Source organism: Enterococcus sp. AZ078 (assembly GCF_051714985.1).
GTDB classification, from domain to species: domain Bacteria; phylum Bacillota; class Bacilli; order Lactobacillales; family Enterococcaceae; genus Enterococcus_B; species Enterococcus_B hirae.
On sequence record NZ_JBIOSW010000001.1, the window covers coordinates 2,520,457 to 2,536,117 of the forward strand.

General features: G+C 38.2%; 18 protein-coding genes, 1 other RNA gene and 1 pseudogene. 4 read left to right on the top strand and 16 right to left on the bottom strand.

The window, feature by feature from the left end:
• Positions 1-73 precede the first annotated feature (73 nt).
• The 7 genes and pseudogenes from dtd to IGJ18_RS11785 form a co-directional block, all read right to left on the bottom strand.
• Positions 74-520 (bottom strand): D-aminoacyl-tRNA deacylase, encoded by a 447-nt coding sequence (gene dtd / locus IGJ18_RS11755; protein ID WP_034699948.1) that lies wholly within the window; start codon positions 518-520, stop codon positions 74-76.
• A gap of 11 nt (positions 521-531) precedes the next feature.
• Entirely contained in the window at positions 532-2,745 is a 2,214-nt protein-coding gene (locus IGJ18_RS11760; RefSeq protein WP_010720880.1) for a RelA/SpoT family protein, read from the bottom strand.
• 206 nt (positions 2,746-2,951) lie between these two features.
• Positions 2,952-3,704 carry a 16S rRNA (uracil(1498)-N(3))-methyltransferase gene (locus IGJ18_RS11765; RefSeq protein WP_438843355.1) on the bottom strand — a complete coding sequence of 251 codons (753 nt, stop codon included), beginning with the start codon at positions 3,702-3,704 and terminating at the stop codon, positions 2,952-2,954.
• Entirely contained in the window at positions 3,705-4,652 is a 948-nt protein-coding gene (gene prmA, locus IGJ18_RS11770; RefSeq protein WP_010720882.1) for a 50S ribosomal protein L11 methyltransferase, read from the bottom strand. It lies immediately after the preceding gene.
• A 12-nt stretch (positions 4,653-4,664) separates the two neighbouring features.
• Positions 4,665-5,153, bottom strand: coding sequence for a DUF3013 family protein (locus IGJ18_RS11775; RefSeq protein ID WP_438843356.1), 489 nt, complete (start codon positions 5,151-5,153; stop codon positions 4,665-4,667).
• Positions 5,095-5,791: pseudogene (locus IGJ18_RS11780) on the bottom strand (DNA-3-methyladenine glycosylase). The gene IGJ18_RS11775 and the pseudogene IGJ18_RS11780 overlap by 59 nt, the downstream one beginning before the upstream one ends.
• Positions 5,792-6,015: 224 nt before the next feature.
• Entirely contained in the window at positions 6,016-6,525 is a 510-nt protein-coding gene (locus IGJ18_RS11785) for a DinB family protein (protein ID WP_010737081.1), read from the bottom strand.
• Between the two features lie 265 nt (positions 6,526-6,790).
• Here IGJ18_RS11785 and IGJ18_RS11790 point away from each other — a divergent pair, with 265 nt between their 5' ends.
• The 4 genes from IGJ18_RS11790 to IGJ18_RS11805 all read left to right on the top strand — a co-directional run bounded on the left by IGJ18_RS11790 (position 6,791) and on the right by IGJ18_RS11805 (position 9,282).
• A complete protein-coding gene (locus IGJ18_RS11790; RefSeq protein ID WP_010720886.1) occupies positions 6,791-8,086 on the top strand; it encodes a replication-associated recombination protein A in 1,296 nt (431 codons plus the stop codon).
• A 61-nt stretch (positions 8,087-8,147) separates the two neighbouring features.
• A non-coding RNA gene (gene ssrS, locus IGJ18_RS11795) (6S RNA) lies at positions 8,148-8,342 on the top strand.
• A 114-nt stretch (positions 8,343-8,456) separates the two neighbouring features.
• On the top strand, positions 8,457-8,744 hold the full coding sequence (locus tag IGJ18_RS11800; RefSeq protein ID WP_010720887.1) for a hypothetical protein: 288 nt from the start codon (positions 8,457-8,459) through the stop codon (positions 8,742-8,744).
• A gap of 70 nt (positions 8,745-8,814) precedes the next feature.
• Positions 8,815-9,282 carry a universal stress protein gene (locus IGJ18_RS11805; RefSeq protein ID WP_010720888.1) on the top strand — a complete coding sequence of 156 codons (468 nt, stop codon included), beginning with the start codon at positions 8,815-8,817 and terminating at the stop codon, positions 9,280-9,282.
• Between the two features lie 254 nt (positions 9,283-9,536).
• Here the strand turns inward: IGJ18_RS11805 and IGJ18_RS11810 are convergent, their stop codons facing one another.
• The 9 genes from IGJ18_RS11810 to comGA all read right to left on the bottom strand — a co-directional run bounded on the left by IGJ18_RS11810 (position 9,537) and on the right by comGA (position 15,636).
• Positions 9,537-10,721: an acetate/propionate family kinase gene (locus IGJ18_RS11810; protein WP_010737077.1), complete on the bottom strand. Its 1,185-nt coding sequence runs from the start codon at positions 10,719-10,721 to the stop codon at positions 9,537-9,539.
• Between the two features lie 24 nt (positions 10,722-10,745).
• The gene (locus IGJ18_RS11815; protein WP_010720892.1) at positions 10,746-11,753 is read right to left on the bottom strand and encodes a class I SAM-dependent methyltransferase; all 1,008 of its coding nucleotides are present in this window, start codon (positions 11,751-11,753) and stop codon (positions 10,746-10,748) included.
• Between the two features lie 165 nt (positions 11,754-11,918).
• Positions 11,919-12,290: a competence type IV pilus minor pilin ComGG gene (gene comGG / locus IGJ18_RS11820; RefSeq protein ID WP_034700733.1), complete on the bottom strand. Its 372-nt coding sequence runs from the start codon at positions 12,288-12,290 to the stop codon at positions 11,919-11,921.
• On the bottom strand, positions 12,259-12,693 hold the full coding sequence (comGF, locus tag IGJ18_RS11825) for a competence type IV pilus minor pilin ComGF (protein ID WP_034700735.1): 435 nt from the start codon (positions 12,691-12,693) through the stop codon (positions 12,259-12,261). The genes comGG and comGF overlap by 32 nt, the downstream gene beginning before the upstream one ends.
• Entirely contained in the window at positions 12,668-12,940 is a 273-nt protein-coding gene (locus tag IGJ18_RS11830; protein WP_014834442.1) for a hypothetical protein, read from the bottom strand. Before IGJ18_RS11830 ends, comGF begins: the two co-directional genes overlap by 26 nt.
• Before the next feature lie 28 nt (positions 12,941-12,968).
• On the bottom strand, positions 12,969-13,433 hold the full coding sequence (comGD, locus tag IGJ18_RS11835) for a competence type IV pilus minor pilin ComGD (RefSeq protein WP_411245124.1): 465 nt from the start codon (positions 13,431-13,433) through the stop codon (positions 12,969-12,971).
• On the bottom strand, positions 13,408-13,704 hold the full coding sequence (gene comGC / locus IGJ18_RS11840) for a competence type IV pilus major pilin ComGC (protein ID WP_063627553.1): 297 nt from the start codon (positions 13,702-13,704) through the stop codon (positions 13,408-13,410). Before comGC ends, comGD begins: the two co-directional genes overlap by 26 nt.
• Positions 13,701-14,750 carry a competence type IV pilus assembly protein ComGB gene (gene comGB, locus IGJ18_RS11845; RefSeq protein WP_010737072.1) on the bottom strand — a complete coding sequence of 350 codons (1,050 nt, stop codon included), beginning with the start codon at positions 14,748-14,750 and terminating at the stop codon, positions 13,701-13,703. Before comGB ends, comGC begins: the two co-directional genes overlap by 4 nt.
• Positions 14,707-15,636, bottom strand: coding sequence for a competence type IV pilus ATPase ComGA (comGA, locus tag IGJ18_RS11850; protein ID WP_438843357.1), 930 nt, complete (start codon positions 15,634-15,636; stop codon positions 14,707-14,709). The genes comGB and comGA overlap by 44 nt, the downstream gene beginning before the upstream one ends.
• Positions 15,637-15,661: the final 25 nt, after the last annotated feature.

Sequence of the window (15,661 nt, forward strand, 5' to 3'; positions counted from 1 at the left end):
CTGAGGATCGGTTAAAGAAATTGACGAGTCCTGCTCATCTTATTTCAATCAATTATGAATATACTAGCATCTCTTATTTATTTTGAGAATCAATAATGATAGTAACCGGACCGTCATTGATCAAAGATACTGCCATGTCAGCTCCAAATTGGCCGGTTGCTACGGTAATCCCTCTATTTCTAATCCCTTCATTAAAAGCCTCGTATAGTGGAATAGCTGTTTCGGGACGAGCTGCTGAGATGAAACTTGGACGATTTCCTTTTTTAGTATCTGCAAACAGCGTAAATTGGGACACACTCAAAATTTGTCCTTCGACATCTTCTACACTACGGTTCATTTTTCCTTGTTCATCTTCAAAAATACGCATTTGTGCAATTTTTTTTACTAAATAATCAACATCATCTTGCGTATCTTTTTCATGAATACCTAGTAAAATAACCAGCCCTTGATCGATCTTCCCAACTTCTTGTTGATCGATCGTCACTGAAGCTTTACTTACTCGCTGGACAACAGCTCTCACGTGTTTTCCTCCTAACCATTGGTTCGTCGCACGCTATACACATCTGGTACAGCTTTGATTTTATCCACGATGCTCTTTAGGTGAGCAAGATTTTGGATCCCTACTGTTAAATGGATCGTTGCCATTTTGTCTTTGTTGGTTCTCGCTTCCACGCTGTTTAAGTTTTTAGTCATGGTATTTACCGTTTGTAAGACATCATTTAACATGCCGGAACGATTATAACCATAAATTTCCAGATCAGCATCATATTCTTTTCTGGTATTCGAGGTATCTTCCCATTCAACTTCGATCAGGCGTTCGGCCACATTCGGCTTGTCTACTTGGACATTCGGACAGTCTCTTCGGTGAATTGAGATTCCTCTTCCTTTAGTGATATAACCCACGATATCATCTCCAGGGATCGGGTTACAGCAACGACTGATCCGAATCAACAAGTTATCGACACCTTGAATCACGACACCACCTTCATGGCGAACCTTCATTTTTTCCGGTTCTTTTTTCGGTTGGTTCATGATTTCTTCAGCTTCTTGTTTTTGTTGCTCGATCTTTTGTTCTTTTCTTTCTTTTTCAGTCAAACGGTTCGCCATCGTCAATGCACTGACTTCACCATAACCCACAGCTGCATACATATCATCTTCCGTTTGATAATTCAGCTTTTCTAAAGCATCTTGCAGCTTACTTTTTGCTAAAATTTCTTTTGGTGCAAAGCCTAGATCGATAATACATTTTGTGATTGCTTCATGTCCTTTGATGATATTTTCTTCTCTGTCTTGGGCTTTGAAGAAACGTTTGATTTTATTACGAGCTTTACTCGTAGCAACTAATTTCAACCAATCTCGACTTGGACCAAACGAATTAGGTGAAGTCAAAATCTCAATAATGTCTCCATTTTTCAACTTATAATCTAATTGAACCATTTTGCCGTTGATTTTGGCACCCGTTGTTTTATTTCCAATGTCAGTATGGATACTATAAGCAAAATCTAAAGGTCCAGAACCTTTTGGCAGTTCTGTCACGTCCCCTTTAGGAGTGAAAACATAGACCTTATCACTAAAGATATCTCCTTTGACACCTTCCATAAATTCTGAAGCATCATAACTTTCATCTTGCAGTTCAATGATTTCGTGGAACCAGCTTAATTGTTTCGTGATACCATCTGGTTCGACCTTATCATTTTTACCTTCTTTGTATGCCCAATGTGCAGCCACCCCGAACTCGGCGATTTCGTGCATTTCTTGAGTTCGTATCTGGATCTCTACCGGATTTCCAGCTGGTCCAATGACTGTTGTATGCAAGGATTGATACATATTTGCTTTAGGCATAGCAATATAATCTTTAAACCGCCCTGGCATTGGTTTCCATTTGGTATGGATTGCTCCTAAAACAGCATAACAATCCTTGATAGAGTCAACGATTACCCGTATTGCAAGTAAATCATAGATTTCATTGAATTGTTTCTTTTGGTCTTTCATTTTCCGATAAATGGAATAAATGTGTTTAGGACGTCCATAGATTTCTGCATAGATATCTAGTTCTTCTGTTGCTAGACGAATATCTTCGACTGTGGCGTTGACATATTTTTCTCGTTCTTCTCGTTTCGTTTGCATCAAATGCACGATTCGATAATATTGTTTAGGATTGAGATAGCGAAGTGCGGTATCTTCTAATTCCCATTTGATTCGACTGATCCCCAAGCGATGAGCTAATGGTGCATAAATTTCTAAAGTTTCTTGGGCGATTCGACGTTGTTTATCTTCACGAAGATGTTTTAGCGTACGCATGTTATGTAGTCGATCAGCTAATTTCACCATAATTACACGTAAATCTTGCGCCATAGCTAATAACATCTTTCGATGATTTTCTGCTAATTGTTCTTCATGTGATTTGTATTTGATTTTCCCTAGTTTCGTTACACCGTCAACTAACATTGCAACGTCTGGACCAAATTCTTCTTTCAAATCATCCAAAGTAACGTCGGTGTCTTCTACAACATCATGCAAAAAACCAGTTGCAACAGTATGGGGGTCCATTCTTAAATCAGCTAAGATCCCAGCAACTTGGATAGGATGGATAATGTATGGTTCGCCTGATTTACGAAACTGGCCATCGTGAGCAGCCGTTGCATAATCGCAAGCTTTTTGAACAAATGCTACATGATCAGGTCCCATGTATTGGCTAACCAATTTAATCACTCCAGGACCTGTCAATAATTCTTCTTTTGGCATGGAACATCCCCCTTTCAAAGGTTACGAACAACAGCTGTTGCTCCGAATAATATTAAAAACCATTCTTCTTTTTTATAACATAACTAGAAACAAACTCATGCACACCATTCATTTGATGTCATCCGTTGTTTACAATAAAATAATTGTTTTTATTATACAGATTGTTCGGAATTTTTTCAATTTTTCCTGATTTTATTCAGTTATTATCAGTGAGTGAGCTCCCACTGATAACTTGCCGCACTTAAAAGATAAAGAGGTGCCGTCTCCGTACGTAAAATCCGTGGCCCTAATCCACATAAGATTCCACCTTTTGCAACAAAGGCTTCAACTTCTTCAGGAGCAAGACCTCCTTCAGGACCAAAAATGGCTAAAATCCGACTACCATCAGTGAGTTCTTGGAATACCTTAGCTAAATTGGCTAGTTCTCCTTGTTTTGCTGACTCTTCATAAGCAATCAACAACACATCATAAGCAGATAGTCGATCAAAAAGAGCTTGCTGACTTTCCAATAATTCCACTTGGGGCGCAATCTGTCTATGAGATTGTTCAGCTGCTTCTTGAGCAATTTTGTTCAAACGTTCTTGACGTTTGTTTCTTTTTTTCGCATCCCATTTTACAATAGATGTTTTAGCTGGAAAGCCAATAAATTCATGCGCACCTAATTCTGTTCCTTTTTGAACGATCCAGTCTAGTTTATCCCCTTTTGGATAACCACTGGCAATCGTGATGTTATTGGGTAATTCCTTTTGGCTTTTTTCTTTTTCAAGCTCGCTCAAATAAACGGTATCTTCACTGATTTCTGTGATCTCCGCACGAATCGATACTTGATCGTTGAATGCTAAATAGACTTGATCTTTTGGCGCCATGCGCATGACCCGTACGATATGATGAAATGTCTCTCCCGAAAGTTCGAAACGTGTATTTGGTTGATACGCCTCTTCTAAAAAGTAACGTTGCATTTATTCCACCTCAGGCTTTTTCAAGATAATTGCATACCAATCTTTTTGTTGGAAAATTTGATCAACGACAAAACCCTGTTCTTTCATGGCGTCAATGACCATTTGTTTTTTTTCTTCAATGATACCAGATACGATCAGGCGCCCCGTTTGTTTTAATAAGCGCCAAGCATCAGGGATCATCAACAAAATAATATCTGCTAAGATGTTCGCCACGATAACATCACTTTCGATTGTGATGCCGTTCAATAAATCATTAGCAGCTACGTGAACATCTTTGGCTACTTCATTCATATCCATATTTTCTTTCGCTGCACGAACAGCCACTTCATCCAGATCATAGGCATAAACATCTTTGGCTCCTAAATATTTTGCTGCGATACTTAAGACGCCAGAACCAGTTCCTACATCTAAAAGTGTTTCTCCGCCACGCAATACCGTTTCTAATGCTTGCAATGTTAAAGAGGTAGTTGGATGTGTCCCTGTTCCAAATGCCATTCCAGGATCTAATGTAATGATCTTTTCTAATGGATCACTTGTTTGATACGCTTCCCAACTAGGCACGATCGTTAACATTCTGGTGATCCGTACTGGGTGATAATACTTTTTCCAAGCAGTTGCCCAGTTGCTTTCTTCCACTTCACTAACGGTGATGATATTTTTACCGATCGCCAAGCCAAATTCTGGGAGTTGGGCTACACGGTCTTTGATAAAAGGCAAAATTTCTGGTAAAAAAATCGTTTCAGGGAAATAAGCCATCACCAGTGCGCCTTCTGTTAATGAAGTAAAATCTTCTTTATTCAAGATTTCCCCATATTGATCAGACTTGAAATTTTCAACGTCTAAAGCATCTTCAATCGCAACACCGCTTGCTCCTGCTTCCATTAGTATATTAGCCACAGCTTCCACTGCTTCACTGGCGGTTTCAACTTTTACTTCATTCCATTTCATGACATTCACTCCTTAATAACTTGGATAAGGCAAATAGACGTCCGTCTCATTTTGCTGTTTTTCTTCGACTAGTTTTGCTAACTGTTGATTGTCCCAATTCAACTCAAACACTGCCGTTTCATCATCTGCATCAAGAAAATCTAAGAGATCACTTTGCCCTTGCGCTAATACTTCGTTCAAATACTCAATCAATGCATCAATGACCGATTTGGCTATCCCTTTCTTCCCTTCATAAGGAATAACCGCTAAATAATCTTTTTCATCAAAATGGGATTTTTGTGGATTGAACAATAAAATACCATCTTCAAATTCAATGATTTCTTCTTCGGAAACTACACCTTGGGCATCATCGATTTCCAAATGCGCTTTATTTTCTGCAAATAGTCGGACAATGATTTCAATCGTATGTTTTTTCGTATCCCAGTCTAATGCCACATCATAATCAGTGATCGTTTTTTCGATTGTTTTGTCTAAGTAATCTAGTAAGTTTGTTTTTTTCATTTTCTCTTCCTCCAACCCCAGTCTTCCTCCACTAGGTTCTTTCTTTGTAATGATAGATATGGATTTCCAGCCACCACAAAACGTAATGGTTTGTCCGTCCATTCTCCTTTGTTAGGAATACCGATCCTTGGCAAAGCCATGATTTTCTTAGGTATTTTTGTTTTTTCAAAAACAAAATGCAACGGACTGTCTAAAATCGATTGTCCATAAAGTTCTTGTGGTAATCCTAATGCCGCTACCAATTTTCCGGGACCGTTACTAATATCAGGACCAGTCTTCCCGCCTCTGTTAATGCTCATTTGAGCCACACCAGTTGCAGGCTCGATCGCACGGATCATTACCCCTTGTGGAATCCCTTCAGGTTGCGTAATAATATTTAAAATACGGTGGGTGTGCATCGTGTAAAGATAAATCGTTCCTGGCTTTTCATACATCGCTGCCACTCGTGGGGTTCTGCGCATCCCAAAACTATGAGCCGCTTCATCTTCTGGACCAAGATATGCCTCTGCATCAACGATGTAACCACCAACGGTACCAGTTGGCGTAACATATTCTAAATACATCCCTAAAAGATCTCTGGCAACTTCGGGTGTTGTTTTATTCAATAAAAGTTCATCTAATTGCTCTTTATTTGTCATTTTATTCACCACCCTTATCATACACAATATTGAAAGCATAAGCTATGGAAACCAAGAAAAACCTACAGCAATAGACAGGCAGATAAGAATAGCCGAAAAATCCCAAAAATAGGAAGAACTATCTTCGGATTCTCCGGCTTATTTTTCAGAACTAGACACTTCTGTCACAGCCTTTTATAGGATTTTGCATAGACCGTTCAAACCAGAACAAGGTTTAGCATTCATTATTTACCTATCACCAGTCGGCGAGTATAGATTCCCTGACCAGAATGCATCACTGCATCATCAATGATCGACACGAGACGATCTTCACGTGTGACAGGAGGTGTCCAGTTGGAATCAATGACTTCATCAAGTGTTCCTTCATCGACTTGTTCCAAGTACTCAATCGTCAATGAAACACTATTAGCTAAATAATCTGTAAGTAGTTTTTTGTCTGTTACGACGACTTTTTTTGCTTCCGCAGGTGTGTGTTGCCAATCTTGCGTATCATCAGGCAGATCTAATGCAAATTTTCCAGACCAGTCTTGACTAAACCACAGTGGTTCACTATTTTTCAAATCGGATATTTGAAGGTCTAATTCTCGAGCAGTATGCCAGATCAGCCAAGTTACTGATTTGATCAAAGGTGCCGGCATCGTATTTGCTTCTGCTACATCTAGCTGATCTAACGTTTCTTCAAACCGTTCTTGTGCTCGTAACAATGTTTCACTCAATAATCGTGTCGCTTTCATTTTTCTCCTCCTCCAAGCCATCTATGTCTTCACTCCCTTTATTTTACCTCAAATCAGAATAAACGAGGAAACTGGTGCTTTATTTTAAAAGTCCCCCAGTCCTTTCAATAAGGATCCTCTCTGTTAAACTTAGCTTGAATATGAGTAAACTCGTTTCCTTTCACTTTTACGGTTTACGGCTTTCTAAATTAGCGTTACCATAAAGTGGATTGTCTTAATGTATGGTATAATTAACGAACGAAAAATAAAAAAAGGAGGCCGTTTTATGCAGCAACCTTTAGCTTATCGGATGCGTCCACGAACGATCGATGAAGTCGTAGGACAAGAACATTTAGTTGGTGAAGGAAAAATTATTCGGCGAATGGTTGATGCCAAAATGCTGTCTTCCATGATTTTATATGGTCCACCAGGAACTGGTAAAACCAGTATTGCTAGTGCGATTGCTGGCTCAACCAAATTTGCCTTTCGAATGCTCAATGCAGCAACTGATTCCAAGAAAGACTTACAAGTAGTTGCCGAAGAAGCCAAAATGAGTGGCACTGTCATTCTCTTACTTGATGAAATCCATCGTCTTGATAAAACGAAACAAGATTTTTTGCTCCCTCATCTGGAAAATGGACGGATCATCATGATTGGCGCAACAACTGAAAACCCCTATATCACGATTAATCCTGCTATTCGCAGTCGAACACAGATTTTTGAAGTAAAACCCTTAAACGAATTAGATATCCAGCAAGCGGTTCGATCAGCTCTAAGTGATAAAGAGCGTGGGCTTGGTAATCTAGCTATTGAATTAGACGAAAACGCTTTGCTTCATCTATCACGGGCAACGAACGGCGATCTTCGAAGCACACTCAACGGCTTGGAATTAGCGGCTCGTTCGACCGAGCCAAATGAACAGGGCATCATTCACTTGACGCTAACGATCGTTGAAGAATGTATCCAACGAAAAGCCCTCACTCATGATAAAGACGGAGATGCTCATTATGATGTGATTTCAGCTTTTCAAAAATCGATCCGAGGAAGCGATGTTGATGCAGCACTTCATTATTTAGCCCGTTTGGTTGAAGCTGGTGACCTGGCAAGTATCTGTCGGCGCTTGATGGTGATTGGTTATGAAGATATTGGTCTAGGAAACCCTGCTGCCGCAGCTAGAACTGTCAATGCTGTCTTAGCTGCTGAACGTCTAGGACTTCCCGAAGCAAGGATTCCTTTAGCAGATGCCGTAGTTGATCTTTGTCTCTCTCCTAAATCAAATTCTGCTTATGCCGCTTTAGATGAAGCGATTGCTGATATCCGCTCAGGCAACGCTGGCGAAGTGCCCGATCATTTACGAGACAGTCATTACCAAGGAGCCAAGGCATTGAATCGTGGGATTGGTTATCAATACCCTCACAATTTTGATCAAGCCTGGGTGAACCAACAATATTTACCCGACAAATTAAAACAAGCGTCTTATTATCATCCGAAGACTACAGGGAAATATGAACAAGCCCTTGGGCAACAATATCAGCGAATCAAAGAATGGAAAAAATCAGGAGGCAATAAGCCAACGACATAGACTTGATTTTCCATGAGCGCTCTCATTGCTCTTTTTATTTCCATATGCTACTATAGAGGTGGGAAATCTGTGATGTTCGAATTGTCCTCTTTGTGTGTTGACCGAACATTTTTATTGATATCTTGGGACCCGTCTTGTGTCACTGCTGGTAACATGCCTTATCATTTGGTAGTTCGAGGCTACGACCGTGGGACCCACCTGCTTGAATTCGCGGGATCAATACTACAGGACGAACAACGGCATTAACGGAGATTACCATTTTTTGAAGATTAAGGGGCTATGCCAATTACTTGGTACAGCTCCTTTTTTTTCGAGTAGATCCCTTGAAAAACATTATTTGACCAATCTTTAGACTTTTGGAGGAATTTCTATGATTCAACTTTTAATGGGCATTGCCGCATTATTATTATTATTTGTTAGCTATTATTTATTAAAAAAACAACCCATCTTTTTCGTATTAATAGAAGAAACAGAAAAAAATCGTGGCTATTTACAATTCTATGGTGCCATTTACGCTTTCCTAGGGGTGTTAGGTATTTTTGTCGCCTTCTTCAATCAACGATTTATTGCTTTGGCTTACCTGCTCTTGGTCATTATTGTTGCTTCTGTCTTCAGTTTTACTTTCGCTCGGAAAATGGTCAAACCAAACAGTAAATAATTCTCTTTTTGTTCAACTTGTTTTACAATAGAATTATAAATGATTGATTTATCTGAAGGAGTGAATGCTTATGTTACAACAGTACAAAAAAATTATGGTTGCCGTAGATGGCTCTGATGAAGCTGAATTAGCTTTTAAAAAAGCCGTAAACGTTGCTATCAGAAATAATGGAGAACTTTTATTAGCACACGTGATTGATACTCGTTCTTTCCAAACCGTTTCATCATTTGATGGCATGTTGGCAGAGCAAGCAACTGAAATGGCGAAGCAAACGCTAGCTGATTATGAAGCAAATGCTAAAAAAGCGGGATTGAACAATGTTACTACCGTGATTGAATACGGCTCGCCGAAACAAATCATCGCTAAAGAAATTCCTGAGGATAACCATGTAGATTTAATCATGTTAGGTGCAACAGGATTGAATGCTGTTGAACGTCTATTTATTGGTTCTGTTTCAGAATATGTGATTCGTAACGCCACTTGTGATGTTCTAGTGGTACGTACTGATTTAGAGAATAAATTACCTGAAAAAGAATGATTAATTACTAAACAAGCGGTTGTGACAAAAGTATGTCACAACCGCTTTTATTTATTTTTACATATGATAAAAGAGGATTTTTTAGAATAACTCCTCATATTTTAGAAAATCATCGCTTATTATTGAGGAGTTGCTTCTTGAACGCCGTTTAATCATTTTTAGAGATACTAGAAGAGCCTGAGACAAGTTGTTTTGTCCCAGGCTCTCTTTGAGGTCCTTAAGTAAGGTTGATTGCTGTCCAGCAAACAAATAGTTTATTTACGTAAACGTTCCACGTCACGAGCGATCATCAATTCTTCATCAGTTGGAATGACAAGTACTTTGACTTTTGAATCTTTTGTGGAGATATCTAATTCTTCCCCACGTTTTTTATTCATTTCAGGATCAATTTCACAACCAAACCATGTCATCCCTTTAATGATTTCACTACGGACGTGCCCATCATTTTCACCAATTCCAGCAGTGAAAACAATTGCGTCAACGCCGTTCATCGTTGTCACATATCCACCAATATATTTACGGATACGGTCTACAAAGATGTCATATGCCAAATGGATATGCTCTTGTTCATAGTTTTTCTCAAGGTCACGCATGTCACTTGATAAACCTGTTAGACCTAACAAACCTGATTTTTTGTTTAAAATGTTGACCATTTCATCAATATCAATCTCTAATTTTTCCATTAGATAAGGTAAAACAGCTGGATCGATGTCCCCTGAGCGTGTTCCCATTGTTACACCTGCCAGTGGTGTGAATCCCATCGAAGTATCAACTGATTTTCCACCATCTACTGCCGTAATTGAAACACCATTCCCTAAGTGACAAGTGATCAATTTCAACTCTTCGATTGGTTTCTCTAACATCTTAGCCGCACGTTCTGCTACATAGCGATGACTTGTACCATGGAAGCCATATTTTCTTACTTTGAAATCTTCATAGTAAGAAACAGGTAAGCTATACAAATAACTGCTTTTTGGCATTGTTGCGTGGAATGACGTGTCAAACACAGCCACACTTTGGATATCAGGTAAGATTTTTTTAAATGCTTTGATACCCATTAAGTTAGCAGGGTTATGCAATGGTGCAAACTCTGCCAATTCTTCAATGCGATCCATCACAGCTTCATCCACGATTACAGAATCAGCATAAGTTTCTCCACCATGAACGACACGATGTCCTACCCCAGTGATTTCATCGTAAGAACTTAAGATTTGTAATGCAATCAGTTGATCTAACAACATTTTTACTGCTACTTCATGGTCATCGATGTCCATGATTTTCTCAAATTTTTGATCTTCACCATATTTGATCGTAAAAATTGAATCTTCTAAACCGATTCTTTCGACAATTCCTTTAGCAATTACGGTTTCTTCTGGCATTTGATATAGCTGCCATTTTAAACTTGAACTTCCAGCGTTGATAGCAATTGTTTTAGACATATAATTCTCCTTCTTAGTGCGTGATTAAAGAGAAGACGATTTCCATGTTTCAAATTCTTTAAAAAATTCAGTCACCTTCTCTGGTTTCTTTAGTGAATCAAGTTTTACAAGTAATACTTCTTGTGCTTGTTTTGCCTTTGTTCCTTTTTTCTGCAAGATCAAAATACTTTTTTGTGATTGCTTATTACGGAATAATTCATCTGGTAATTGGATCATTCCTTGAAGATATCCTTCTTCTTTAAACCATCTTTTGACTTCTTCACTTTGTTCTGTTTCTAAGAAGTTACTTGGCATCAAAAACAGACCGAATCCATCTGGTTTGACATACTTCATTGCCTGTTCTAATAGCAGATGATGGGCATAACTATGCCCTTGTGTGGTGCTTGTTAAAAACTCTTTTGCTTTTTGATCATTCGGATAATAACCAATCGGTAAATCGCTGATAGCTACATCCACTGGATCAATCAGTAATTCTTGTAAGCCATCTTGGTGAAAATATTGAACATTCGCCTGAGTCAGATCACTTGTTGAAGCAGCAACCGCTAATAACGTATCGTCAATATCTACACCCATCCCTTCCGCTTGGTATCCCGCACTTGATAGGTTTAAAAGAACTGTTAATAACAAGTTGCCCATTCCTGCTGCAATGTCCAAAATCTTGATTGGCTCTTCTTTATTTGTGAATAGCTGTTCAATTAAAAAGACAAATAAAAAACCAATACTATCTGGAGTAAGTTGATGGTTCGCTTGAAGATGTTCTGTCTGACTCCCCTTTAGTAACAGTAGTTGTGACAGACGGCGCCACTCTTCTGGTTCAAAGGAAAGTTGACTGAGTTCTTTATACAAAGCAGAAATCTGTTGCTTGATTTCTTCAGACGGTACTCCATCTACCACTCGTACTTGATAGTTGTCGATTAAGTTTTCAGCATTTTCGACATAGGCTTCTAAAAAGGAAGTTCCCAATGCATTTTGTAAAAGCTGAATCGCTTTTAGGTTTTGTTCAAACCCCTGTTCCATTTTTTCTGGTAACATGGTGCACCTCATTTCTAGATATATTATAACAATTATTTTACCTGTTTAATTTTAACGAACTATGAGCAAAATTTCAATCGTTTTCACACTTTTTTGTTTGTGAAATAAAAAACATAAACGTTATGTAAACAGCGGTAACACAGAAAAGAGTGCGTTTTCATGGATTCACTCACTTTCTGTGTTACTTTCTGTATCACTGTTAAGCATTTCCATGAACTGAAAATGCTGAGATTCGATCTGAATTTCGATCGTTAGCTGATTCGCTTTTCTTTTGTAATGAGCCTTTCCTAAATTATATTGATACATTCCCTGTTCTTTCAACTCGTTACTTTCAGATAAAACCATTTGTTTGATTATTTTTGCTACATAATAATTTTTGGTGCGTTGATTCAAATCTACTGTCGAGCGATAAGTTTGTACAATGATCGACAATAAGGAACTACAAACTAAAAACAATAGTAAGGTTGAGAATAAGATATTACTACTGAACCCCTTGTTATGCTTTTTATGATAGTGGCTTGGTCCAAATTCCCTCATACTTCTCTCCGTTTATAAATTCGATTAAAAATGTGATAGCTGCAGTAGAATCTCTCACTTCCCAATGCTTGACTTGTGTTAACACAGGTTGGTGTCCCCCTGATACTTCTCGTTTACGTATCAAAGCATGATATTGCTCAAATAAATAGGTTTTCTTTTCCATCTCATAATAAATACGGTTATCTTTAATGACGACATTTTTTCCTTTTTTTATTTCTTCTTCAAACTGAGCTAAAAAAATCAGCCACTCTTTTTGATCCTTTCGTTGTAAATATTGTTCCACTTTCGTTGTTTGCGTGATTAAAAGACTGATTGAAAGTAAAACAGCACTTAAAATGGCAAGCGAAATCAAACATTCAATCAGTGTAAAGGCAGCTTTATTCTGGTATTTTGGTAATCTCAATCACTTTGTCTCCTTGTGTGAGCTTCACTTTTTCGATCTTTTTCTTTTTAGCGGTTATGGTTGTCTGACTATCTGGTCCATTTAACGTTCGGTTCGGTATTTGTTCATACATTCGGTAGGTTTTTACATCTTCATATAGTCTGCGAAGTAATAAGATTTCCTGATTATTTTGCTTTTCTGCAGTTAATAAATACAAATTCCCGTGACTGACAAGAAAGATACACGATAAGGTAATGGATAAAGCCATTACTGTTTCTAATAGAATAAAAGCATGTCTATTCGTTTTTTTTAATATATCGGCCACTCCCTAGCTGAAATTGATAAACGATTGTTTGTCTTTTATTTGTCCAATAGAACCGATAGGCTTGCAATGAACTTTCGTTGCCGGTTCCCGCAGCGAATATGAGCTTTTCCATCTGTTGGACAGTAATTTCATCTGGCACCTCTAAAGTTGACCAACCGAGATTTGGATTGGGTACGTCAAAAACAATTTGATTCTTTGATTGATCGTAAAAGATTCTTGTAGCTTGTTGGCTGACAATGGCTATTTTCTGCGTGGCATATATCCTACTTTCAAATTGTGCAAAAAATTGCTCTATTGTCATCTGCTTTTGCCAAGCTGAGCCCGAAAGTGAAGGGAATAGAAATAATCCTAAAGTGATCGTCAAAACAAATAAGGTTTCAATCAAAGTATAACCAGTAAAGCAAATTGGTTTATTTTTGGTTATAGGCATCTGCATGTTCTTGCTTTATATATCCCTCCTTTAAGAGTTCTGCGATCGTTGGGACTTTCCCATTATTTTGCAAAGAGTACAATTCTTTTTGAGCATCGACCAATTGCATCACTGCTTGTTTGCCTTCTCGATTGACATGATCTCGATAGCGGGAAATATTAGGGATGAACAAGAGAACTAATGCGCTGATCACTAATAAGACGATCAGCATTTCGATCAACGTAAAACTTTCAACATTCCTTAATTGTTTTCGTCTGAAATTGACTAGATATTTCATAATAAAACCTCCTCAATGTTGCCATAAACCGGCAGTAAAATTGCTGCATAAATCAATAGAATCAAGCTGGCAATTCCTAGAAAAAGGACTGGCTGTATCCATGAAAGTCCACGGTTCACCTTTTGGAAAAAATGCTGTCTTGCTAATTTACTGTAAAACAAAAGTTCTTTACCTAAGTTTCCTTTTGCTTCCCCTTGTAAAACGATTTGACTAAATTCAGCCGTTAAAAATGAATAAGTCTCAAACTGCTGTGCTAAAGAAATTCCTGATTCTAACCCTTTTGTCAGACGAAATGCTAATAGTTGGATCAAACTCCCTTGTTTTGTTTCTTTCAAACAAAAAATAATTTGGCGCAATTCTAATCCCTCGTAGAATAATTTTCCAAATTCTAAAGCGATATAAGAAGACTGGTAGAGGGAAAAAAGCGAACCAATCAATGGTTTGTTGCTGAACCATTCCCCTCGTTGAATCATATCCATTTTTAGGAGCCTGATCTTGATAAACAGACATAATAAACCAACAGATAGTAAAACAAGAAGAACATACCAATGAAAGGACTGCAAGAATCGGATTCCCCAATGCGTATCCATGACCATTTCCGAAGTTAATAACTGTGGCAAAATAAATTGGCGTAATGCAACTAAGATCCCTAATAAAAACAAACACAGTAAACACGGGTAACTGATCATCTTTTTTAATTCTTTTCGAAATTCTGCTACGAGACGAAATTGTTCTGCCATCCCATTCAATGTTTGGATCAAGTTCCCATGCGCACTGGCTAACTCGATTTGCACAAGCTTGTCTTGAGTAAAACCCAATGCTTGTAGAACCTCATAAAAAGAATGTCCTTCTTGCAATAAACGGTGTCCTTGCTGTAAATAAATATGGGGGACAGGTGTGATCTTCAACAATATTTCCGTTGCTTCTTGAATACTAAATCCATGGTCAAGTAACTCCCCCATCAGTCGAATATACTTTGCTTGATGGTTCAGTGACATTTTCTTAGAAGGCAAACGATCGCCAGCGACTATTTTTTGCTTCTTCATAGCTTTGGTCCCACCCTTTCCTCTCAAAATCATTGTAGGTAAAGTTGTAACCCCATAAAGCCGCTGCTGCTTGTGTTTGGTCTAAAAGGATTTCTTGGTAGATTACGCCAGATAAACATTCAAAAAACTCATCGCTTCTGCCAACTAATTCAAGAATTCTCGCTTCTGTTCCATCTAAATGGCGGGCATGAACCGTCGCAAATACACGGTGACCTGTCAACGCTGCTCGAATTGCTACATTCGCTGTCTTGCTATCTCTGATTTCTCCAATGATCAATAAATCTGGACGATGACGTAACGCAAGCTTCAGCAATTCCTCATACGTTTGTTCGATTTTGTCGTTTACTTGTAATTGTAAAAAGGCTGTTTCTTCAATTTCTACTGGGTCCTCTATTGTAATTACTTGTACCTCTTTGTCTTGTGCCAAATAGTACATCAAAGAAGTTTTTCCTGATCCAACTGGTCCGCTGAACAAATAGAGCCCACGCTTTTTACTCCGCTCATTGATCACCTTTAAATCCTCAGGACAAAAACAGCGGAACTGTTTTTCAGACAAATCATAAAGTAATCGAATCACCAAACTTTCTCTTTGTAAGTAATCACCTACAGAAGACAGTCTCAGTCTGACCTCTTTTTCTTTTAAGACGTAAGTCATTGCACCTAATTGCGCTTTTCTTCTCTCACCGATATCCATCTCTCCTAAATATTTAAAGCGTGAGATTAATTGTTGTCCAATATCTGATGCAATACTTTTTTGGAATGTTCGTTTTTTACTATAGCGGTAATAAATATTGAAATCAGTTTGATCAGGCATTATATAGATATCTTGAACACGTTTTTTATAACTTTCATTAATGAGATCATCTGATATCTCCTTTATATCCATCTTATCCCCTCCATAAAAAACATAC